The 21,886-nt window shown below is 31.9% G+C and carries 22 protein-coding genes and 2 riboswitches; of the genes, 15 read left to right on the forward strand and 7 right to left on the reverse strand.

The window, feature by feature from the left end:
• Positions 1–39: 39 nt before the first annotated feature.
• Positions 40–1,857 (reverse strand): glutamine--fructose-6-phosphate transaminase (isomerizing), encoded by a 1,818-nt coding sequence (gene glmS / locus KTF99_RS13125; RefSeq protein ID WP_029481334.1) that lies wholly within the window; start codon positions 1,855–1,857, stop codon positions 40–42.
• Between the two features lie 437 nt (positions 1,858–2,294).
• Between glmS and KTF99_RS13130 the strand changes: the two genes are divergently transcribed.
• Complete coding sequence (locus tag KTF99_RS13130; protein ID WP_029481333.1) at positions 2,295–2,813, forward strand: hypothetical protein; 519 nt, start codon at positions 2,295–2,297, stop codon at positions 2,811–2,813.
• Positions 2,814–2,832: 19 nt separating this feature from the next.
• On the opposite strand, the gene KTF99_RS13135 is transcribed toward KTF99_RS13130, so the two are convergent.
• Both KTF99_RS13135 and KTF99_RS13140 read right to left on the reverse strand, forming a co-directional pair.
• Positions 2,833–3,498 (reverse strand): YoaK family protein, encoded by a 666-nt coding sequence (locus KTF99_RS13135; RefSeq protein WP_003537906.1) that lies wholly within the window; start codon positions 3,496–3,498, stop codon positions 2,833–2,835.
• Positions 3,499–3,536: 38 nt separating this feature from the next.
• Complete coding sequence (locus KTF99_RS13140) at positions 3,537–4,727, reverse strand: acetate/propionate family kinase (protein ID WP_003537907.1); 1,191 nt, start codon at positions 4,725–4,727, stop codon at positions 3,537–3,539.
• Positions 4,728–4,993: 266 nt separating this feature from the next.
• Here KTF99_RS13140 and KTF99_RS13145 point away from each other — a divergent pair, with 266 nt between their 5' ends.
• The 14 genes from KTF99_RS13145 to KTF99_RS13210 all read left to right on the forward strand — a co-directional run bounded on the left by KTF99_RS13145 (position 4,994) and on the right by KTF99_RS13210 (position 16,848).
• Positions 4,994–5,590 (forward strand): recombinase family protein, encoded by a 597-nt coding sequence (locus tag KTF99_RS13145; protein ID WP_217215608.1) that lies wholly within the window; start codon positions 4,994–4,996, stop codon positions 5,588–5,590.
• A 245-nt stretch (positions 5,591–5,835) separates the two neighbouring features.
• Positions 5,836–6,093 (forward strand): hypothetical protein, encoded by a 258-nt coding sequence (locus KTF99_RS13150; RefSeq protein ID WP_003537909.1) that lies wholly within the window; start codon positions 5,836–5,838, stop codon positions 6,091–6,093.
• Between the two features lie 38 nt (positions 6,094–6,131).
• A riboswitch (TPP riboswitch) is annotated at positions 6,132–6,233 on the forward strand.
• A gap of 74 nt (positions 6,234–6,307) precedes the next feature.
• The gene (locus KTF99_RS13155; protein WP_009009361.1) at positions 6,308–6,856 is read left to right on the forward strand and encodes an energy-coupled thiamine transporter ThiT; all 549 of its coding nucleotides are present in this window, start codon (positions 6,308–6,310) and stop codon (positions 6,854–6,856) included.
• 94 nt (positions 6,857–6,950) lie between these two features.
• Positions 6,951–7,484: a DUF402 domain-containing protein gene (locus KTF99_RS13160; protein WP_003537913.1), complete on the forward strand. Its 534-nt coding sequence runs from the start codon at positions 6,951–6,953 to the stop codon at positions 7,482–7,484.
• Positions 7,485–7,493: 9 nt separating this feature from the next.
• On the forward strand, positions 7,494–7,943 hold the full coding sequence (gene tsaE / locus KTF99_RS13165; protein WP_003537914.1) for a tRNA (adenosine(37)-N6)-threonylcarbamoyltransferase complex ATPase subunit type 1 TsaE: 450 nt from the start codon (positions 7,494–7,496) through the stop codon (positions 7,941–7,943).
• On the forward strand, positions 7,940–8,542 hold the full coding sequence (gene tsaB / locus KTF99_RS13170; protein ID WP_003537915.1) for a tRNA (adenosine(37)-N6)-threonylcarbamoyltransferase complex dimerization subunit type 1 TsaB: 603 nt from the start codon (positions 7,940–7,942) through the stop codon (positions 8,540–8,542). Before tsaE ends, tsaB begins: the two co-directional genes overlap by 4 nt.
• Positions 8,536–8,979, forward strand: coding sequence for a ribosomal protein S18-alanine N-acetyltransferase (gene rimI / locus KTF99_RS13175; RefSeq protein WP_003537916.1), 444 nt, complete (start codon positions 8,536–8,538; stop codon positions 8,977–8,979). Before tsaB ends, rimI begins: the two co-directional genes overlap by 7 nt.
• Positions 8,980–8,981: 2 nt before the next feature.
• A complete protein-coding gene (gene tsaD, locus KTF99_RS13180; protein ID WP_003537917.1) occupies positions 8,982–10,016 on the forward strand; it encodes a tRNA (adenosine(37)-N6)-threonylcarbamoyltransferase complex transferase subunit TsaD in 1,035 nt (344 codons plus the stop codon).
• A complete protein-coding gene (locus KTF99_RS13185) occupies positions 10,009–10,638 on the forward strand; it encodes a redox-sensing transcriptional repressor Rex (RefSeq protein ID WP_003537918.1) in 630 nt (209 codons plus the stop codon). Before tsaD ends, KTF99_RS13185 begins: the two co-directional genes overlap by 8 nt.
• Before the next feature lie 55 nt (positions 10,639–10,693).
• Entirely contained in the window at positions 10,694–12,079 is a 1,386-nt protein-coding gene (gene asnS, locus KTF99_RS13190; RefSeq protein WP_008792993.1) for an asparagine--tRNA ligase, read from the forward strand.
• Positions 12,080–12,152: 73 nt separating this feature from the next.
• Positions 12,153–13,616 carry a metallophosphoesterase family protein gene (locus KTF99_RS13195; protein ID WP_003537920.1) on the forward strand — a complete coding sequence of 488 codons (1,464 nt, stop codon included), beginning with the start codon at positions 12,153–12,155 and terminating at the stop codon, positions 13,614–13,616.
• Between the two features lie 9 nt (positions 13,617–13,625).
• Entirely contained in the window at positions 13,626–15,014 is a 1,389-nt protein-coding gene (locus KTF99_RS13200) for a D-2-hydroxyacid dehydrogenase (protein ID WP_008792994.1), read from the forward strand.
• Between the two features lie 182 nt (positions 15,015–15,196).
• Entirely contained in the window at positions 15,197–15,361 is a 165-nt protein-coding gene (locus KTF99_RS13205) for a hypothetical protein (protein ID WP_003537922.1), read from the forward strand.
• A 113-nt stretch (positions 15,362–15,474) separates the two neighbouring features.
• Complete coding sequence (locus KTF99_RS13210) at positions 15,475–16,848, forward strand: sodium-dependent transporter (RefSeq protein ID WP_003537923.1); 1,374 nt, start codon at positions 15,475–15,477, stop codon at positions 16,846–16,848.
• A 78-nt stretch (positions 16,849–16,926) separates the two neighbouring features.
• Here the strand turns inward: KTF99_RS13210 and KTF99_RS13215 are convergent, their stop codons facing one another.
• From KTF99_RS13215 to KTF99_RS13230, 4 genes are all read right to left on the reverse strand, one after another.
• Complete coding sequence (locus KTF99_RS13215; protein ID WP_003537924.1) at positions 16,927–17,436, reverse strand: hypothetical protein; 510 nt, start codon at positions 17,434–17,436, stop codon at positions 16,927–16,929.
• On the reverse strand, positions 17,429–18,001 hold the full coding sequence (locus KTF99_RS13220; RefSeq protein WP_003537927.1) for a nucleoside recognition domain-containing protein: 573 nt from the start codon (positions 17,999–18,001) through the stop codon (positions 17,429–17,431). The genes KTF99_RS13215 and KTF99_RS13220 overlap by 8 nt, the downstream gene beginning before the upstream one ends.
• On the reverse strand, positions 17,994–19,001 hold the full coding sequence (locus tag KTF99_RS13225; RefSeq protein ID WP_029481327.1) for a D-alanyl-D-alanine carboxypeptidase family protein: 1,008 nt from the start codon (positions 18,999–19,001) through the stop codon (positions 17,994–17,996). The genes KTF99_RS13220 and KTF99_RS13225 overlap by 8 nt, the downstream gene beginning before the upstream one ends.
• A gap of 171 nt (positions 19,002–19,172) precedes the next feature.
• Positions 19,173–19,298, forward strand: a riboswitch (FMN riboswitch).
• Positions 19,299–20,226: 928 nt separating this feature from the next.
• Entirely contained in the window at positions 20,227–21,750 is a 1,524-nt protein-coding gene (locus KTF99_RS13230; protein ID WP_003537932.1) for a 4Fe-4S dicluster domain-containing protein, read from the reverse strand.
• Positions 21,751–21,886 lie beyond the last annotated feature (136 nt).

The raw sequence follows: 21,886 nt of genomic DNA on the forward strand, positions 1-21,886 counted from the left end.
GGAAAACAAAAAGAGCGTGATAACAACGCTCTTATATATTTATTCAACTGTTACTGATTTAGCTAAATTACGAGGTTTATCAACATCACAACCTTTAAGTTTAGCGGCATAATAACTGATTAACTGCAGTGGGATTGCAACTAATACTGCTTGTAAAATTGGATTTACATCGGGCATGTAATAAGTTTCATCAACATTTCCAACATCTTCACCGGTTAATGTAAATAAAATGACTTTTGCTCCTCGAGCAATTGTTTCTTGAATATTGCTAATTGTTTTTGAAGCTATATGTGGTTGTGTAGCAACTGCAATTACTACACTGCCTTCTTCAATCAAAGCAATTGGACCATGCTTTAATTCACCAGCAATATAAGCATCAGCATGGATATATGATACTTCTTTTAGTTTTAAAGCACCCTCTAGGACGGAAGCATAATCTAAACTTCGCCCAATATAGTAGGCATCTTTTTGATTTTTTAAATAGTTCGCATATTTTTCAAATAGTGGTTCATCTTTTAAAATATTTTCGATTTGTTTAGGCAATTTAGCAATTCCGTTAATAATGTCTTTATAGATATCATTTTCTTTTCCTAGGGTCTGTGCAACATACATTGCTAATAATAATAAGACAATAACTTGCGTAGTATAGGCTTTAGTACTTGCTACAGCAATTTCTGGTCCTGCACAAGTATAAATTGTTGCTTCAGCTTCACGCGAGATAGTTGAGCCAAGAACATTAGCTACGGCAATCGTAGTACAACCTTTATTTTTTGCTAAACGTAAAGCAGCCATGGTATCTGCAGTTTCACCCGATTGTGAGACAAAAATACACAGAGTTTTTTCATCAATGATAGGGTCACCATATCTAAATTCTGAAGCGGCTTGGGTAAAAGTAGGAATACCAGTTAAGCGTTCCATAATATTGGCTCCTGAAAGGCAAGCATGATATGCAGTTCCGCAAGCGACAAAATATACTTTATTAAAAGTTGTAAAACGTTCTTTCAATATTTCTAGTTCAGGCAAAATAATTCGATCATTACCTTCAACTCGGCCTCTTAAAGTTTCACTAATAGCATATGGCTGTTCGTGAATTTCTTTTAACATGAAAGTATCGTAACCGCCTTTTTGAGCTGCTTCATTATCATAAGGGATATGTGTAATTTCCTTTTGAATTTCGTTGCCTTCAGCGTCATAGAAAGTTATTTTATTTTTACATAATTTAGCAATTTCAAAATCATCAATAAAATAGACATCTTTGGTGTAGTCTAATAAAGCAGGAATATCACTTGCCCCAAAACTTGCACAGTCACTTGTCCCTAATACTAATGGACTGTCTTTTTTAGTTACATAAACTACATCCGGCTCTAAAGTAGAAACAATGCATAAAGCGTAACTTCCATCAATGTGAGTAATGACCTTTTTTAATGCTTTCAGCATATCACCATCATAGTAAGAATCTAGTAGATGGACGACAACTTCACTATCTGTTTCGCTATGGAATTTATACCCCTTAGCTACTAGTTGTTCCTTTAATTCTCGATAATTTTCAATGATTCCATTATGCACTAGTGAAATAGTGTTTTTATTATTGGTATGGGGATGAGAATTAAGGTTAGATGGGACTCCATGAGTTGCCCAGCGAGTGTGACCAATTCCGACACAGCCAATTGGAGTATCTTGATCTAGTCGATCTATGAGATTTTGCAATCTTCCTTTCGTTTTAATCGTGAAAAGTTTATCTTTATCTACAAGGGTTACACCAGCTGAATCATAGCCACGATACTCTAATTTAGAAAGTCCTTGAAGTAAGAATGGTAAAGCTTCTTCTTTACCGGAAAACGCAGTAATTCCACACATAAAAATTCCTCCATAGTTTTGATTATTCAATTGTTATTATGTTATCAATGGAGGATACCGAATGAATTTGTTTAATGATTACTCATTATTTTTGTTCATTGTTTAGGTAGTATCATACCTCTAGACCATCCGCCGAATATTTCGATAAGTCTAGCCCTCGTCAACTAATTACTTAGTCCTGGCGCTATTTTGTATTTCTGTCTCCTTAATAACAGTTGCTATTATATACAAATAAAATTAAAAAAGCAACCCATATTATAATATGAAGTATTTGATAATAGATGCAAAGAAATAAAGCATAAATAATTAGTTTTATTATTTACATTGACTCATTTCCTGATAATTTTTAATTATTTTATGAATAAATTAAAAAAAATTGTAAAAAATAAAAGTGATTTTCCAAGTTTAGGAGTAAATGATAATAGGAGGGATAAATTATGAGTGTACATGAAAATTTAATTGAAATAAGTAAATCATTAGAGAATTTAGAAGAAACAGGTATTTATGACGTTGAAAAATACAGCTGTTCATTGAAACATTTGACAAATCAACTAGAATATTTTTATTGTCATCTAGTTAAAGAAAATGGATGTGATATTGACAGTACATATTATCATCTTTCTAATCGACCACAAGTTCATCAATTAGCATATTTCAATATCGGACGTGGTTTCCCTAAAGAATTAATGGATGGGCACTGGTGTTATATTTTAAAGGATCTTGGCTATAAAATGCTGATTATTCCATGTACTTCTATAAAAGGAACAAGTGCTAATCCAGAATTTGAAATGGATATTGAAGTGATGATGTCGGGCGTAAAGACTAAAAGTCGTTTACAGTTGAGTGAGATACGTTGCGTTGATATGCAGCGGCTTGATTTAAGAAAGACATTTTGTGATGTTTTGAGCAGTCATGATGATATTATAAAGTATGTAAAAGAGCATTTGTTAAAATAAAAATAGCCTAACAAGTAGGCTAATAAACTAAAATGAGTAGAGTTATCAAAAGTAATATACAACAAAATAACAGCGCACATTGTCCAAAAATATTAATTAAACCTGTAGCAATAATGGCTCCAATGATAAAAAAGAAGATAATGATCAAATAGCGAAAACAATGATGTAACGCATCTTTATCATGAGCGAATAAATATGCTGATAGTTTTTGACCGGCAGATCTCAAATTCCCAGTACACATTGTCGAGGCATACGGTAAACCATTAGTTGTTCTAAATGTATTTACTTGTAAAGAACAAACTAGACCAATTGTTACGTTGCAAACACTATAGGGAATCTCTTTAGGGATGAATGCAATGATCGTCAGAATAATAATTTCAATAATTAAGATTAAATGTTGCCATTCAACATATTGGACATTACTTAAACGATGCTTAATGTATTCACTAATAACAATACCTAAAAAGAAAGCTGATATTGGTAATAAATAATATAAAGCACCTAAATAGTTTTGCTCAGCGATTTTAAGTCCCATAAGAACCATGTTTCCAGTTTGGGCATTAGCAAAAACATTGCCTTTTAGAAGATAGGTATAAATATCTAAAAAGCCCCCAACGATAGCAAGCAAGATTCCTGTTAAAAGTGATTCATGAATCGTTGCTTTTAAAAAATTTTTAATTTTCATCACGTTAAAACATGTAGCAGGAATGCTACATGTTTATTTTATAAGTTTAGTAGACGTTTTGTATCGCGAGCAATTACTAATTCTTCATTAGTTGGGATAACGAATACTTTTACTTTTGAATTAGGAGTACTAATTAAACGATCTCCTTGACCATTAACATTTGCATCTTCATCAAGTTCGATACCTAAAGCATCTTTTAATAAATCACAAATTCCTTTTCTTGCAAAGAATGAATTTTCACCAATTCCTGCAGTAAAGCAAATTGCATCAACACCACCTAATGCAATAAAATAACGACCAATATAAGCAATAACACGACGATAGAAAATATCGATTGCAAGTTGAGCTCTTTCATTACCTTCTAAAGCAGCATTTTGAACATCTCTAAAATCACTTGACACACCAGAAATACCAAGTAGTCCAGATTCTTTATTTAACATCGTAATAACTTCTTTCATGTCCATTCCAACTTCTTCAATCAAATAATCGATTACAGAAGGATCGACGTCACCACTACGAGTTCCCATCATAATTCCTGCAAGTGGAGTGAATCCCATTGAAGTATTTACTGATTTACCGTCTTTAACAGCTGTTAAAGATCCACCAGCTCCTAAATGAGCCACAATAACTTTGGAATGTTCAGGATTTCCAAGCATTTCGATTGCTCGTTGAGAAACATAGAAATGACTAGTTCCGTGAGCACCATATTTACGTACTTTATAGTCTGTATAATATTTATATGGAATTGGATAAATATAGCATTTAGGATCTAAAGTTTGGTGAAAAGCAGTATCAAATACAGCTACAGCTCCAGCTTCAGGGATTGCTTCCTTAAATGCATAATATCCAGTTAAATGAGCGGGATTATGTAATGGTGCTAATGATTTTAATTCGTCAATTTTACTAACAACATCTTCATCAATGATTGCTGAAGAATCAAAGTATGATCCCCCTTGAACGACACGATGCCCAACACCTTTGATTTCATTTAACTCTTTTACAATTCCTTTTTCAATTAAAGTATCTAATAAAAGTTGTACTGCAACTTTATGATCTTTAATTGGGTTAGTTGTAACAGTCTTTTTTCCTTGATATTTAATCGTAAAGATTGAATCTTCTAATCCAATTCTTTCGATTACTCCAGATGTAATTACAGATTCGTCATCCATTTCAAATAATTGAAACTTTAATGAAGAACTACCTGCATTTACAGAAATAATTTTTGCCATTTTATAAAGCCTCCTTAATCTATCGTCATTATATCATCATTTTGTAAAATTTCTAGATAAAAGCATTACGTTTATTAATTTTAATATAGATTTTTTTAATCATTGGATAAAAAGAATACAAATTATTATTAATAGGTAGATTTTTAACTTTAAAGTTAGATAAAATATAAAAATATTTTTTATAAATGTTGTATTGTCGAAATATTGAACGAGTTTAGGCAATACTGCACTTGTAGAAGAAATAATTTATTATAAAGGAGAAGATTATGGAAAACAAAGTGTATGGTTATACAAGAGTTTCAACAAGAGAACAAAATGAGGATCGGCAAATGATTGCCTTGGAGAATTATCCAATGTCAAGGAAACAAATTTATCTTGATAAATTAAGCGGGAAAGATTTTAATCGGCCACAATATCAAAAATTATTAAGGAAAATTCGTGCTGGAGATACAATCGTTATTAAATCAATCGATCGGTTGGGACGTGATTATGAAGAAATACAAAACCAATGGCGTAAAATCACTAAAGAAAAAAATGTAAATATTGTTGTTTTGGATATGCCATTATTAGATACACGGAGTACTGGTGATAATTTAACGGGAACATTCGTGGCAGACTTGGTTCTACAGATTCTTTCTTACGTTGCTCAAACAGAGCGTGAAAATATTCGTCAGCGTCAAAGAGAAGGGATTGAAGCAGCACGAATGCGTGGTGTGAGATTTGGACGCCCTCGCAAAGAAATTCCCGAAAATTTTGAAATTTTGAAGCATCAATGGCAACAAAATTTAATTGCTTCACGGCAGGCTGCTAAAGAATTAGGCGTTTCACAGGATACTTTTTTAAGATGGGCTCATGGAAAATAACATTAGTACATTTATTTGTCCTTAAAAGGTAGAGATTATCAAGCATCTATTATGCGGTCAAAATTCGTAATAAAATATTATAAAATAACAAATTTCACACTATAAAAACATATATATTATTTTAATACATTTGAACGATATTGTCTGATTTATCGTTCTCTATATGCAATAAAAGCATATGAATTTCGGTATATGCGTTTAGGGAGAGAAACGCATATATTTTATTTTAGAAAAGGAGAAAAGCGATGGGTCTACTTGAAAAAATAGCCGATATTATGCAGTGTACCTATATTTCTGATTTAAGAGGAAGATTATCGCTTGACCATGAACAGTTACAGTTTTTAAATGAATTAAGAGCTGAAACATACGCTTTGTCTGAATGGCAAGAAGCAGTAAGGTATATTACTGGTAATTTAGATTCTTTTAATTCGGCAGCAGAAGGAAAAAACATCTTATTGGATTACTATATTAAAAAAGAAGCTACAGAAATATCAATAAAATGATTTTTTTCTTGATATTATAATAAGATAATCTATAATAGTATACGAGCCAGGGGTGCAAAATTGCTGAGAAGGGCATAAGCCTGATCCCTTATCATCTGAACTGGGTAATGCCAGCGTAGAGAGAGCAAATTTAAAATTGTTTGCTTTTTTGCGTTCGCAAAGAAGCATTTTTTAATTTTGTTAGGCTCTTTCATAAGGAAGGGGAAAAACAAATATGAAAAACAAAACATTTAAGATTACAACCAAAACAATTGCTTATATGGCGATGTTTATGGCTTTACAAGTAGTTTTAGAATTAGCTTTTAAAGTCGTTCCGGGACAGCCTCAGGGAGGAAGTATTACGCTGTCATTAGTACCGATCCTATTAGCCTCATATTTATTAGGTGGATATTACGGTATTGTTGTTGGAGCCTGCTGCTGTGGACTGCATTTTGTTTTAGGGTTGGCTACATATTGGGGGCCATGGTCATTATTTTTAGATTATTTAATTCCACTAGCTGTAATTGGTATAGCATCATTTTTTAAAAACTTTGAGATTAAAGGTCATGTAGTTTATCCTGGAATTATTGTTGTAATGATTCTTAAGTTTATCTCACATTATTTATCTGGAGCATGGCTGTTTGGAGCATATGCTCCTGAGGGAATGAATCCATGGTGGTATTCATTTGGTTATAATTTAGCCTATTGCCTACCAACTTTAATTATTTGCTACATCGGATTTGCCTTAATATATCCACGATTAAATACTTCGATTAAACTGTAAAAGAAAAGTAGCTTGCTACTTTTCTTTTCTTCTGTCTTTAAAAAGGATAGTAATTTGTGTATAATAGTACTGTTATAAAGAGAGGTAGTAAAAGATGTCAGATTCTCTGGTAGGAAAAAAAGTATTAATTCACTGTTATAAGCACGATGGAAGTATTCATCGATGCTGGGCCAAAGGATTCATCTTAGATGAAAATGATGATCATTTTATTGCAATCAATAATCGCACCTTAGTAACTGAATCTGATGGTCGAATGTGGCATACAAGAGAGCCTGCCATCTGTTATTTTCCTAAAAATAAGTGGTACAATGTGATTTGTATGATTCGTAAAACAGGAGTTTATTATTATTGTAATATTGCTTCACCAACTTTATATGATGGTGAGGCATTGAAATATATTGATTATGATTTAGATTTAAAAGTATTCCCAGATAATAACTATCGGGTTTTAGATGAAGAAGAGTATAAGCAACATGCTAAACAGATGAATTATTCAAAAGAATTGGATAGAATATTAAAAAAACAATTAGAACTGCTAATTGATTTAGCAACGAAACGTGAAGGACCGTTTAGTGAAGATTTTACGAAACATTGGTATCATGTATATGAAGATTTGACACAAGGATAGGAGAATACAATGGAAAAAGTAATTAAAGTAAATAACCTTGAAGAAACGATTGCTTTGGGTAATCGTTTAGGCTTGTTATTACAACCAAATATGCTATTGACTTTAAGTGGCGACTTAGGAGCCGGGAAGACAACCTTTACCAAAGGAATTGGTCAAGGATTAGGGATTACCAAGGTTATTAATAGTCCTACTTTTACCATTTTAAAACAATATCAAGGTCGCTTGAATTTATCACATTTTGATGCTTATCGTTTAGAAGGACAGGATGATGATTTAGGATTTGAAGAAATTTTTGATAGTGATGATGTTTGTGTTGTTGAATGGGCTAATTTTATTGAAGATATTTTACCGGTAGACCGTTTAACAATTGAAATAAAAAAAATTGATGAAAATATTCGCGAATTTGTCTTTAAAACAAATAGTGAAAAATACGCTCAAGTTGTGGAGGCTTTAACATGAAGACAATTGTAATGGATACATCAAATGCTTATTTAGTTATTGGCCTATACGAAGATGATCAATGTATTGATAAGTATCAAGCAGATGGAAATCGGCGTCAATCTGAGTACGCTTTAACACATCTTGATGAAATGTTGAAAAAACATCATTGGGAAGTTTTAAATGTGGATGAAATGATAATTACGATTGGTCCTGGTTCTTATACTGGTCAACGGGTCGCTTTGACGATTGCCAAAACTTTGGCAGCAATTTCAAAAATAAAAATCAAGGCAGTTTCTTCGTTACATGGTTATGCTGGAGCTTCTAAGGCAATCAGTGTAATTGATGCTCGAAGCAAAAAGATTTTTGTTGGGGTATATGAGCATAATCAGGCCATAATTGATGATCAAATCATGTTGATTGATGATTTTGCTAATTTTAAAGAACAATATCCTGATTTTCAAGTGATTGGTGATAGTGATTTAGTCGGAATTAACAAAGTTAAACTCGATTTAAGTGATTGTATTTATCAAGCTGGTAAAAGTGTTGATTATTGTCAAAATATTGATAATCTTGTTCCTCATTATTTAAAAGATGTTGAGGCGAAAAAAATATGTTAATCAGACGGATGGATTTAGGTGATATTGAAGAAGTTGTAAAGTTAGAGCATGATTTATTTAGTTCGCCATGGAATGAAGAAGCTTTTAAATATGAATTAGAAAAAAATGCTTTTTCATCAATTTTGATTTTGGAAGATAATAATATAATTGTTGGTTATATAGGAATGTGGACACTAGGAGACCAAACTCAAATAACAACTATCGGTGTTAGAAAAGAGTTCCAAGGAAAAGGCTATGCTAAAATATTAATGACTAAATGTGATGAAATTACAAAGCATTTAGGCTATTCGAATATTAATTTAGAAGTCCGAGTTTCTAATACTAAAGCAATTAGTTTATATCAAAAATGTGGCTTTAAAATTGCCGCAACAAGAAAAAATTACTATCAGGATAATCATGAAGATGCGTATTTGATGGTAAAAGAAATGGAGGAATAACGGTGTCACTTATTTTAGCAATTGAATCAAGTTGTGATGAGATGGCTATGGCAATCTTAAAAGATGAACGAGAATTTCTTAGTAGTGTCGTGGCCTCACAGATTGATGTTCATGCGATGTATGGTGGAGTAGTGCCAGAAATTGCAAGTAGGAAACATGTTGAATGTGTTTCGCTAGTATTAAAAGAAACTTTGAATAAGGCTAACGTTACGATTGATGAAATTGATGCTATTGCGGTAACTAAAGGACCGGGGTTAGTTGGGTCTTTGCATATCGGTTTACAGGCCGCTAAAACGATTGCAATGGCTTATCATAAGCCATTGATTGGAGTACATCATATTGCTGGACATATTTATGCCAATAACTATGTTCAAAATATTATCTATCCAAGTCTTTGTTTAGTTGTTAGTGGTGGTCATAGTGAACTTGTCTTATTAAAAGCTCCTTTTAAATTTGAAGTAATTGGGCAAACCCTTGATGATGCTGTTGGAGAAGCATATGATAAAGTGGGACGAGTTTTAAATTTACCATATCCTGGGGGACCTATAATCGATAAAATGGCTGCTAAAGGTAATCATACTTATAATTTACCAGTGCCTTTGGATGATGAAAGCTATAATTTTAGTTTTAGTGGATTAAAATCTGCTGTAATTAATTTAAATCATAAAGCGATGCAGCGAAATGAAGAAATCAATCAAGAAGATTTAGCTGCCTCTTTTCAAGATGTGGTTTTATCGGTTTTAGTCAATAAAACAATACGTGCTACTAAAGAATATGGTATTAAACAAGTATTAATGGCAGGAGGCGTGAGTGCTAATCGTGGATTGCGAAATGCGATGGGTGAAGCGGTTGGCCAATTAGATGGAGTAGAATTATTATTACCGCCAATGAGTTGTTGTACTGATAACGCAATGATGATTGCTTTAGCAGCAAAACAGATGTACGATTTGAAATTATTTAGTGATTTGTCATTAGGAATTAAGCCAAATTTAGATTTAGAAAATGAATCGGTTAGCGGGGGAAATCAAAATGGATAAAAAAATATCAAACGCTACAATGTCTCGTTATCCTGTTTATCTTAAAGCTTTAAGAAAAATGCAGCATGAAGGTAAAGAAAATTGTTTATCAAGCGAATTATCTAGTTTAACAGGTATTCAAGATACGACGATTCGTAGAGATTTTACTTATTTATCAAAGACAGATAATTTTGGCCAACGTGGTAAAGGTTATGATGTAAAACATTTAATTGACGGATTAAGTGAGGTATTAGGATTAGGACTAGACGAATCAATTATTTTGATTGGTATCGGAAATCTTGGTAGTGCAATTTTAAAATATAACCGTTGGCAATATACGGTGGGAAAAATTGTCTGCGGCTATGATCAAGATAAAAATAAAGAGGGAGAGCGTTTTGGTGTTAAACTCTATAATATTGATGATTTAGAAAAAACTTTTCCTAAAGACTGTAAAATTGCAATCTTGGCTATTTCTGAAAACGTTCAACCAACAGTTGATCGTTTAATGGATTTAGGAATTAAAGGTATCGTTGATTTTACACATACACATTTTACAGTTCGTGAAGGAGTCGAGGTACAACAGGTAGATGTTGTTGTAGCAATTCAAGAATTAGTTATTAAGATGGATTCAAATCGTCAATAATACTTGAATAATGGATAAAATAAAGTATATAATAGGAAAAACTAGGAGGATTAATATGTTTGAATTTATAACGGTTAGAGAACTATATGAAATGTTTTTAAGTAACCAAATGATGGATTTAGAAGGTTACGAATATGTTGAACTTGAGGGATGGGTTCGAACTAATCGTAACAATGGGAAATTGGGATTTATTGCTCTAAATGATGGTACATACTTCAAAAATTTACAAGTTGTATATACAGAAGCAGAAATTTCTAACTATGAAGAAATCGATAAATTATCTACTGGTAGTTCAATTCGAGTAGTTGGAAAATTAAAGTTGACACCTGAAGGAAAACAACCATTTGAAGTTGAAGCAACTGAGATTGAAATCGAAGGTAAATGTGATGAAGATTTTCCATTACAAAAGAAACGTCATTCATTCGAATACATGCGTGAAATACCGCATTTAAGACCTCGTGCGAACACTTTCTATGCAATTTTTAGATTGCGCAGTGTTTTATCAATGGCTATTCATGAATTTTTCCAATCACAAGGGTTTGTTTATGTTCATACACCAATTATCACTGGAAACGATGGTGAAGGGGCCGGAGAAATGTTTAGAGCAACAACTATTGATGGAACTAATTTTGAAGATGATTTCTTTGAAAAAGAGGCTTTCTTAACAGTTACTGGTCAATTACATGTTGAAGCTTTTGCAATGGCTTTTAGAGATGTTTATACATTTGGTCCTGCATTTAGAGCAGAAAACTCTAATACTTCTCGCCATGCTAGTGAATTTTGGATGATTGAACCTGAAATTGCTTTTGCTGATTTAGAGGATGATATGGATTTAATTGAAGATATGGTTAAATATTGTATCGATTACGTTTTAGATAATGCTCCTGCGGAAATGGAATTCTTTGCTTCAATGATTGATAAAGATTGCATCAATCGAATTACTAAAGTTAAAAACAGTGATTTCAAACGGATGACATACACTGAAGCAATTGAAATTTTAGAAAAAGCAGATGTTAAATTTAAAAATAAAGTTTCTTGGGGAATGGATTTAAATAGTGAACATGAGCGCTATATTTGTGAACAGGTTGTTAAAGGACCAGTTTTCTTGACAGACTATCCAAAAGAAATCAAGGCTTTCTATATGCGTTTAAATGATGATAATAAAACAGTGGCTGCTTGTGATTTATTGGTTCCAGGAATTGGAGAATTAGTTGGAGGAAGTCAACGTGAAGAAAGATATGATGTTCTTGAAAGAATCATGGATGAAAAAGGAATGTCTAAAGATGGTTTACAATGGTATATGGACTTACGTCGCTATGGTGGCTGTAAACATGCGGGATTCGGTTTAGGATTTGATCGTTTCTTAATGTATTTAACTGGAATGCAAAATATTCGTGATGTTGAACCTTTCCCAAGAACACCAAGAAATTTAAAATTTTAACAAAAAGGCCTATATTTTATATAGGCTTTTGCTTTGAATGGGTTATAATAATAGATAAGGAGGCGATCAAATAATGAATGAGTATGATTTAATAAATGCTTATCTAAATTTAATTTTTGATGATAGCATAACTTATTTTAGTCGCATTCTTGACGAATATCGTGGTTTATGCCAGTTGAGAAAATGGATGCGTAAACGTGGTATTAATTTAAAAGCCATTGAAAATATTGGTTATGATATGTTTTTAGCTTTTAGTAAAGCTAAAAATGCTGAACAAATCATGGAAAAAATGGATCCGACTCATTTAGAAGAATTAAAAGAGTATATTAATACAGAACGTAATAAATATCAGATCGTAGTATTATCAAGTTTTGATTATAGTGAGCCAATTAATGCGTATTTAACCTCAAATCAGATTGTGGATGATTTAGACAGTGATAATATTAGGGTTTTAAATTGTCATAATCTATTAAAAAAAGAAGATTTATCATTTTATGGACCTTTTAAACATTTTGTTACGGCCTTATATCAAATTGATCGCTGGCCTGGATTTTTAATTTTTAAAGGTGATGAGTGTGCATTTGTTCCTATTTATACTACTCAGGACATTGAAGAAGTCATTTTTAAAATTGAACATGATACAATTTTTTCAATTCGATATTTAAGTCCTTATGATAGCTTTTTTGTGCAGCTAAGTGATTTACACCTTGGTAGCAAAAAGAAGAATATCGGTCGTTTGGCACTTGAAGATAGTCTTGATCAAACTGTTAAACAGCTACGTTCTTATTATCCTTTAAAGTTTTTGATTACGGGGGATTTAATGAATTCACCAAATCGAAAAAATATGTATGAGGCATCAGGGTTTATGAAAGGGTTAAAAAATCGTTATAATGCAGATGTTTCCTTTATTTTAGGAAATCATGATGTAATTGTTAATGGTTTTAATATTTTTAAGCGTCAGAAAAGTAAAGTAATCGCCTTTTTGTTAAATGAAAGCATTAAAGTATTTGAAGAAGAAAAGATTGTTTTAATTAAGATTGATTCAACTGTAGAAGGTAATTTAGCGCGTGGTAAAGTTGGAATGAAACAATTAAACAATATTGATGAAGAGCTTGCCGCTATTAAAAATTTAGGAGATTATACAATTGTTGCAATGCTGCATCATCATCTGTTTCCAATTACCCGTGATGATTTTTTAAAGCAAAAATGGCGTGAAAAGATTTTTGTTGGGAAAATTATGGATAGTTCTAAGGCATTAGTAGACAGCCGTGATTTAGTAGAATGGTTAAGAAAACACCAAATTCAGTATGTTTTGCATGGTCATAAACATTTACCATTTTTTAGCAGTCAAGAAGGGATGTATGTGATTGCTGCTGGTTCTTCATGTGGCAGTGGAGCAAAAGAATCAAAGAGTCGATATTTAAGTTATAATGTATTAAAATATGACCATCGTTATAAACGATTTAAATACTGTTTTATCATTTATGATGATATGACGATGCAAGACCGTCAAAGAATAGTTATAAATATTTTTTAGGAGAGAAAAATGAAGTTAGTAGATGGAATGAAAGATGAAAAATTAGGGAGTGCTTTATTGTATTGCTTTACTAAAGGTTATGGAGCTGTACCGATGGATCTTTATAATCTTGTTTTACCATTATTATTTGATGATATTTTTAGAGAAGAGGTAAAGATAAGCAAAGATTTTAGTAGTTGTATTAGGGCTTGTATTCAAAAAAATTCTGAATTTGTTAATCAAATTCTAAATAGTGTTGAAGAATTAGAAGAGGTAACGAGTCGCAGTTTAGGAATTTCTTTATTAAATAAAGATCTTGATTTTCAAATCAATGATGGTGTAATGAGCGGAAATTGTCGACCATCAAAAATTCTTGATTTAAATGAAGCTATTATTTTAGGAAAAATGATACAAGGAAAAGGTTTTGATGAAGTAGTTACAATGATGAAAAGTGATTTTAAGATTGTCTTTTTGGATAGTGAGACACTGGGTAGTGATATTGATGTCAGCAAATTAAATCGATATGGTGATGTAACAATATATCATCAAAGTCAAGTTAGTGAGGTTCCTGAGCGGATTAAAGATGCGAGTGTTGTAATTACTAATAAGCATATATTGAAAGAGGAACAGTTAAAAGATGCTCATAAATTAAAACTTATTTGTGTTACTGCGACAGGTGTTAATAATATTGATCTTGAATATTGTAAGGCTGCCGGTATAACCGTATGCAATGTTAAAGGCTATTCAACAAATGCAGTAGCACAACATACATTCGCTTTATTATTAGATTTATACAATAAAAATCATTATTACCATAATTATGTTGAGAGCGGTAATTATGCATCAAGCTCTATGTTTACCCATTTAGGATACACTTTCCACGAATTGACTGGTAAAACTTGGGGAATCGTTGGAATGGGCGATATTGGCCGTAAAGTTGCTGAAATTGCAACCGCATTTGGCTGTCAGGTTCAATATTATTCTACAAGTGGAAAAAATAACCAGCAAAATTATCAACAGGTTGATTTTGATACATTACTGGAATCAAGTGACATTATTAGTATTCATGCACCTTTAAATAGTCAAACAGAAAATCTTTTTGACCAATCAGCTTTCGCAAAAATGAAGGATTCAGCATATTTAATTAATGTTGGAAGAGGAAAAATTGTAAATGAAGCAGATTTAGTTGAGGCATTAAAAGAACATCGCTTAGCAGGAGCTGGCTTAGATGTTTTTGAAAATGAACCATTCTGTTGCAACAGTCCCTTATTAGAAATCAAAGATGCAACAAAATTAATAATGACACCACATATTGCCTGGGCACCAATTGAAACTCGTAATCGTGTGATTGAAGAAGTTTGTTTAAATATTGAAGGATTTAAAACAAATAATTTACGAAACGTTTGTAATATGTTATAATTTAGTTCTAGTCGTGGTGAAAGATTCGCTTCTTTTATCATATATTGGAGATAGCTTTGCTATTTCCATTTTTTTGATTTATTGATTTTAAAACCTTTTTATAGGATTTAAACTGCATAATAAAAATGCATAAAGTCTTTTCTTTGTTTATAATATAAGTGTAAATAAAGGAGGAACTAAAAATGAAATATGCTGTAGTAGATGGAAAATTAACACATGTAAATAAGGTTCCTAAAGGAACAATTGCAAGAGAATTTGGTTATTCTAATTATCCTGTAATTGCCTGCAAAGGAAAATATCGCTCATATTGGAAATATGTAAGTGTTAATAAAGCAAACTATGCCTAATTCAAACTCTCATCTTTCGATGAGAGTTTGTTTTGATTTAAAAACAATTTATTGCATTTCATGTTTAACTAAGCTAGAATTATTAAGAAATATTAATAGAAGGGTTTAATTTCATGAAAGAAAGAGAAAAATTTTCATCAAGATTAGGTTTTATCTTGATATCAGCAGGGTGCGCGATTGGACTTGGAAATGTATGGCGTTTTCCATATGTTGTTGGTCAATATGGTGGGGCACTATTTGTATTAATTTATTTATTTTTTTTAATTGCTTTAGGAGCACCAATTATGACAATGGAATTTGCAGTCGGACGTGCAAGCCAAAAAAGTGCGGCATTAGCATTTCATTCACTGGTACCTAAGAGAAAATTTTGGGGTGCAATTGGAAAATTTCAAATGGCTGGAAATTATATGTTGATGATGTTTTATACAACCGTCGGAGGCTGGATGATTGCTTATTTTTTTAAAATGATAAAAGGTGACTTTAACGGTATTACTCCAGCACAAGTTGGAGATATATTTAATAATTCGCTCCAAGATCCATTTATGCAAGTATTCTGGATGATTGTAGTGGTTGTTTTGGGATTTGGAATTTGTTCCTTGGGCCTTCAAAATGGTGTAGAAAAGATTACTAAGATCATGATGAGTTCATTATTAATTATTATTTTGATTTTGGTGATACGTGCTGTTACTTTACCTGGTGGTAGAGACGGTTTGGCGTTTTACTTAATTCCTAATTTAGCGGCAATTAAACAATATGGTCTTTTAGAGATTATTTTTGCTGCAATGGGACAAGCATTTTTCACTTTAAGTTTAGGAATTGGGGCAATTGCTATTTTTGGAAGCTATATTGGCAAAGAACGGCGTTTATTTGGTGAGACAATAAGTGTATGTACTTTAGATACGTTAGTGGCATTATTATCAGGCTTAATTATTTTTCCCGCATGTTTTGCTTTTGGAGTAAATCCTGAAAGTGGACCGGGTCTGGTATTTATTACGTTGCCTAGCATTTTTAATGAAATGTGGTTAGGACAAGTATGGGGATGCTTATTTTTTGTCTTTATGAGTTTCGCAGCTTTATCAACTATAATTGCAGTATTTGAAAATATTATTTCATTTGGGATGGATTTATTTAATTGGAGTCGTAAAAAAGCAGTTGTAGTTAATTTTATTATTATTTTAATTTTATCTTTACCTTGTGCCCTTGGCTTTAATATTCTTAGTGATATTACTCCATTTGGTATCGGAACAACAATTCAAGATCTTGAAGATTTCTTGGTTACATATAATTTCCTGCCACTTGGTTCATTAGCGTATTTGTTATTTTGCACATGTCGTTATGGCTGGGGATTTGATGGTTTTCTCCAAGAAGCTAATACAGGAACAGGAATTAAATTCCCAAAATGGACAAAAAATTATTTAAAATTTATTCTTCCTTGTGTGATTATTTTTATATTTATCCAAGGATATTATACGTTTTTCATTAAATAATTGTTTGATAAAAGGTGTTGCTTTAAGTAACACCTTTTATGCAAGTTATTTGTTGAATTTTGATAATATTTGATTGTTCTAACCGATAAAGAGTAAATATGCAATAGTTGCAAGAAGGCAAGCAATCGCATCAAGCCAAAGACCTAATTTTAAGGCGTATCGATTATTTTGAAGTTTTATACTGCCAAAATACAAGGTTACAACATAAAATGTAGTATCGCTGCCTGTCTGAATAATGGAGCCAAGAATGCTATAAGGATGATCAACCCCATACTTTAAAAAGATATTATTTAAAATAGTTAGTGATCCATTTGAAGAAAATGGTCTAACAATCATCATCATAAAGATATCAATAGGAATATTCAAAATAGCAAAAATACTCTTAAAACCGATTTCTAGTAGTTCAATTAGGCCGCAATACTGAAAACATGTGACCCATAGTGTAAAAGCCATCATTGTTGGAAATAAAGTAATTAGGAGTTTACTGCCTTCCTTTACCCCTTCGATAAATTCATTAAAAATATCAACGTGTTTAAAACTTGCTTCGACTAGAGCTATTAAAATGATAATTAAGATTACACTATCCATAATGTTCAATCACCTTACTTGCAATAATACCGACGATTGTAATGACGAAACCAATAGTAAGACTATAGCCAAAGAAGCCAAGGATGTCGTGGCTGCCATAACTTTGTCTTAACGTCATCATTGTTGTAGGAATGATTGAAAGGCCAGTAGTGTTTAAAATAACTAAAAGCATCATTTCTTTGCATGGAGTCTTTGGATCACGTTGGTATTTTGTCAGAGATTGCATTGCTTTTAAACCACTAATAGAAGCCAAAGAACCAACTCCTAATAAATTAGCAATAAAATTAGTTGAGAGATATAGATAAACTTGATCATCTTCGACCGTATTACCATAGATAAGTTTTAAAATCGGCTTAAGTAAAAACGATAATTGTTTAATAAGTCCCGAAGCTTTAATAATATTTAAAAACCCATTCCAAAGACAAGCACTTAAAACGATTACTTTGATTAAGTCAAAAACTTGTTGTGGTGAACTTAAAATTGCTTCAAACATTTTATTTTGATTATTAGTGCAAAAAGCAATTATCACAAAGAAAATTAAACCAAATTTAAAAACTTTAGCCATAGAATAAATCCTTCAGGACCATTTTGAAACCTAAAAAGTAATTGTATGGAACAACTTTTTGTTTAGCAATTGGCTGGTTATTTAATAAAATCACAATTTCATTATTATTTAATGAAACTTCAACTTTATCAGTTGGTTTTTTATTAACATAGACATCAAAGTCTAAATAGTACTGTTGCTGTTTAAATTCAACGATACCTTTTGAGAATATTTTAGTTGCTTTTAAATTAGCATAACATTCTTCAAATTTCTTTTGATGAAATTCAAAATCATTTCCACAATTAAAAGTAACAATAATTAAATCAAGATCATCTTTACGAGCTATGGTAATTAGGGTTCGTCGTGCTTTTTTGGTAAAACCAGTTTTTCCACCAATACAATATTCATAGTTGGTTAATAATTTATTTTTGTTATGCCAAGTCCCATTACCGTCTTCGCGTTTGTATTCTTTAGTACTGACAATTTCATTAAAAATTGGATTTTGATGGCAATAGGCCATTAATCGTGCCATATCATAAACAGTGGATTGATTCCCGTTATCTTCTTCATCTAAACCTGTTGGATTAGAAAAAGTTGTGCTATGCAACTGAAGTTCTTTTGCTTTGTCATTCATCATATCAACAAATTTTGGAATTTCTTTACCAACTGCTTTAGCAATCATTACAGCAGCATCGTTGCCACTTCTAAGCATCAAACCATATAGTAAGTCACGTAGACTGATTTTATCACCTATATGTATATAGACACCACTTCCCCAGGCTTTATTTATTGTATCATCAACTGTAATGATAGTATCAAGTTCCATGTTTTCAATCGCAATAATACAGGTCATAATTTTTGAAATTGAAGCAACGCTCTGAATGTAATCTTGATTACTGCCTTCGATTACGATTTGATGACTAGCTTCCATGACAATATAACTTTTTCCTTGGAAGGGTACAGCACTGACGTTTGTATTTACTAGTGTCATCATTAAACTTATAATTAATCCTAATTTCATTTTCTTCACCCCTTTAAACATATGTTGAACTTGGAAAAATAGAAGTTTTAGAGTAGAAAATAAAACTGTCAAAATATCCTAATATTTGTAATTATAATATTAATTGTATTAAATCTAGGTAAGATATATAACTATAAGCATTGAATTTGTTTCAATAACCTAAAATTTAATATTAGTCTTTGTGGCATGAGGAGAATCCCTACCGATGGTTACAGTTCATGACCCATATTTTATAATATGGCTGAGTTAGTAAAATTCTAATATCGACGGTTAAAGTTCAGATGAGAAAAGACATTTTCTAGAATTCTATCGAAGGCATTTTATTATGTTTTCGGTTTTTTATTTTAGGAGGAAGAAAGTTGAAAAGAGGAAAGACAAGGTGATTAGTGTTGAACGCAATTTTAGGGGCATTATAGGCGATGCTGATGGTATTTTGATTCCCATTACCTTTAATACCACCATTTTTATATTTTGATACAGCTTATGTTTACAGGTGAATTACAAAGTTTTATGGTTAAGTATTGCTTTGGTTTAACCAGCAGCCTTGATCTATCGTTATGATAAAACTAAAATTGTTACTTTTAAAGGAACGTGGGTTGAAATTATTATTAATGTAGGAGTTGTTCTCTTTAATTTAATTAAAAGTATTATTGTATATTTGATTACATTATTGGTATATAAAAAACTAAGTACTATAATTCATCATACAGGTGACTAAAAGAAAAGAGAGGTGATTTTTGAAGATGGAGCTGTTTTATTTTTTAAAAAATTAGGAAATTGGAAAATTATGTATTAGCGACTAGTGTAGATGATTATGTAACGGTTCGTAATATTAGTTGTTTATTTTAAAACAGATAAAAATTTTAGAAAAACTCAACAATTATTTAAAAATCCTCAAGTTGCATTATGCAATGGAAGAATTCAAATAGAAGGGCTGACGAAAAATATAGGCTTAGTGATTGAAAAACTGGGACGTAAATTTGAGCAGTTATATCGTCAGTATTTATGACAAAATTACAATGCGTATAGTTATGAAAAACAGAGATTTTAATTGAGGCTACACCTAAGTTCGTTGAAATTTGGGATGAAAATGAAAATCATTTTACTTTTCAAACTTTTATTGATTTTGAATAAAAACAGTTACAATAAAAAATATGATTAAAGGCTAAAAAAACAAATAATCCCTTGTCGTTCGACAAGGGATTATATCATTAAATTTTAGACTTTATTTATATTCTTCAATTAGTCGTTCCAAATAATCTTTATATTTAGAATCATTGGCATTAAGTTTATCAGAACTATTGGTATATTTTTTTACTGCGGTTGTAGCTCTAGTGATTGGTAATAAAGTTCCAGCTCCAGCAACACAACCACCGGGACAAGCCATACCTTCAAGTAGATAACCGTCATATTTACCACTTTTTGCTAATTTAAGCATTTTTTTACAATTTGCTAATCCTTCTGCTGATTCCACTAATACTTCACGTTCAGGCTCTTTAGCTTTAATACAATTTACGACTGCTTTAGCAACCCCACCGCTAACGGCAAAACCGCGACCATCACTACTAGCCTGAGTAAATGGATCAGCTTCATCTGGTTTTAAAGAAGCAAAATCAATGCCTTTAGCTTCAAACATTGCGCCAATTTCTTCAAATGTTAAAACAAAATCAACCTCACTTCGTACTGATTTTCTAGAAGCTTCTAGTTTTTTTGCTGCACATGGCCCTACAAAAACAACTCGGCTATTAGGATGTTTTTCTTTTATCAAACGAGCGGTTAATACCATTGGTGTTAAAGCCATTGATATATAAGATTTAAATTCCGGGAATTCTTTTTTGGCCATCATTGACCAAGAAGGACAACATGATGTTGCCATAAACGGTTGCTGAGCAGGTACTTTTTCTAAAAAGTCCTTTGCTTCATCAATTGTACATAAATCAGCCCCAATGGCAACCTCAACCACATCCTTAAAACCTAATTGCTGCATTGCTTTTTTTAAAACTTCTGGTGTGACTTTAGGACCAAATTGTCCAATAAATGCAGGAGCTACTGCTGCAATAATTTCATCGCCGGCCTTAATTGCTTGAATTAATTGGAAAATTTGACTTTTATCAGCAATGGCCCCAAAGGGACAGCTAACTAAGCACATTCCACAAGAGACGCATTTATCATAATTAATGTGGGCATTACCATATTCATCAGTTTCAATAGCATCCATTCCACAAGCCTTAGCACATGGTCTTTCTCTTTTTAAAATTGCATCATATGGACAATTAGTTTTACAAAGACCACATTTAATACATTTATCTTGATCAATATATGCTTTCCCGTCTTTAAAGCTGATTGCATTTTTAGGACAAACTTCGATACATGGGTGCGCTAAACAGGCCTGGCAGCCACTACTGACCTCAAATTTCTTTTCTGGACATTTATTACAGGCAAATTTAATAATGTTGATTAATGGTGGTTCGTAATATTTGTCGGCAATAATACTTTCTTCAATCCCTTTAGATATTGGTGCTGGTTCATCAATAGGGCGCAATGATAATCCCATCGTTAAACGAATTCTTTCACCGACAATAGCCCGTTCCAAAAAAATACTGTCACGATAAGTTGCGACTTCTCCAGGAATTACTTTATAGGGTAAATTTTCGATACGACTATAATCATTCCCCTCATAGGCTAACTTTGCAACTTCAACAAAAACTTTACGTCGAATTTTAGTTAATGATGAATAAATTCCTCTCATAGTGTTTCCTCCATATTATTTATAACTATATTTTACTCCAAAGTGCAAGTTTATAAAAGTGAACTGTAGGATATTTATATAAAAATAAGTTATTCGTAAGATAATTGGTTGCTTTTAATTGACAATTCAGTATAAT

The sequence above is a fragment of the Erysipelatoclostridium sp. MSK.7.34 genome (assembly GCF_019041935.1).
Classification (GTDB): Bacteria; Bacillota_I; Bacilli_A; order Erysipelotrichales; family Coprobacillaceae; genus Thomasclavelia; species Thomasclavelia ramosa.

Bases quoted from the DNA above. Each gene is read 5' to 3' on its own strand.
- KTF99_RS13130 (WP_029481333.1), top strand. From the start codon at position 2,295: ATGAGTGTACATGAAAATTTAATTGAAATAAGTAAATCATTAGAGAAT.
- glmS (WP_029481334.1), bottom strand. From the start codon at position 1,857: ATGTGTGGAATTACTGCGTTTTCCGGTAAAGAAGAAGCTTTACCATTC.
- KTF99_RS13185 (WP_003537918.1), top strand. From the start codon at position 10,009: ATGGATAAAAAAATATCAAACGCTACAATGTCTCGTTATCCTGTTTAT.
- rimI (WP_003537916.1), top strand. From the start codon at position 8,536: ATGTTAATCAGACGGATGGATTTAGGTGATATTGAAGAAGTTGTAAAG.
- tsaB (WP_003537915.1), top strand. From the start codon at position 7,940: ATGAAGACAATTGTAATGGATACATCAAATGCTTATTTAGTTATTGGC.
- KTF99_RS13220 (WP_003537927.1), bottom strand. From the start codon at position 18,001: ATGGCTAAAGTTTTTAAATTTGGTTTAATTTTCTTTGTGATAATTGCT.
- KTF99_RS13155 (WP_009009361.1), top strand. From the start codon at position 6,308: ATGAAAAACAAAACATTTAAGATTACAACCAAAACAATTGCTTATATG.
- KTF99_RS13210 (WP_003537923.1), top strand. From the start codon at position 15,475: ATGAAAGAAAGAGAAAAATTTTCATCAAGATTAGGTTTTATCTTGATA.
- KTF99_RS13230 (WP_003537932.1), bottom strand. From the start codon at position 21,750: ATGAGAGGAATTTATTCATCATTAACTAAAATTCGACGTAAAGTTTTT.
- KTF99_RS13195 (WP_003537920.1), top strand. From the start codon at position 12,153: ATGAATGAGTATGATTTAATAAATGCTTATCTAAATTTAATTTTTGAT.
- KTF99_RS13225 (WP_029481327.1), bottom strand. From the start codon at position 19,001: ATGAAATTAGGATTAATTATAAGTTTAATGATGACACTAGTAAATACA.
- KTF99_RS13205 (WP_003537922.1), top strand. From the start codon at position 15,197: ATGAAATATGCTGTAGTAGATGGAAAATTAACACATGTAAATAAGGTT.
- KTF99_RS13215 (WP_003537924.1), bottom strand. From the start codon at position 17,436: ATGGATAGTGTAATCTTAATTATCATTTTAATAGCTCTAGTCGAAGCA.
- KTF99_RS13160 (WP_003537913.1), top strand. From the start codon at position 6,951: ATGTCAGATTCTCTGGTAGGAAAAAAAGTATTAATTCACTGTTATAAG.
- KTF99_RS13145 (WP_217215608.1), top strand. From the start codon at position 4,994: ATGGAAAACAAAGTGTATGGTTATACAAGAGTTTCAACAAGAGAACAA.
- tsaE (WP_003537914.1), top strand. From the start codon at position 7,494: ATGGAAAAAGTAATTAAAGTAAATAACCTTGAAGAAACGATTGCTTTG.
- KTF99_RS13140 (WP_003537907.1), bottom strand. From the start codon at position 4,727: ATGGCAAAAATTATTTCTGTAAATGCAGGTAGTTCTTCATTAAAGTTT.
- asnS (WP_008792993.1), top strand. From the start codon at position 10,694: ATGTTTGAATTTATAACGGTTAGAGAACTATATGAAATGTTTTTAAGT.
- KTF99_RS13150 (WP_003537909.1), top strand. From the start codon at position 5,836: ATGGGTCTACTTGAAAAAATAGCCGATATTATGCAGTGTACCTATATT.
- KTF99_RS13200 (WP_008792994.1), top strand. From the start codon at position 13,626: ATGAAGTTAGTAGATGGAATGAAAGATGAAAAATTAGGGAGTGCTTTA.
- KTF99_RS13135 (WP_003537906.1), bottom strand. From the start codon at position 3,498: ATGAAAATTAAAAATTTTTTAAAAGCAACGATTCATGAATCACTTTTA.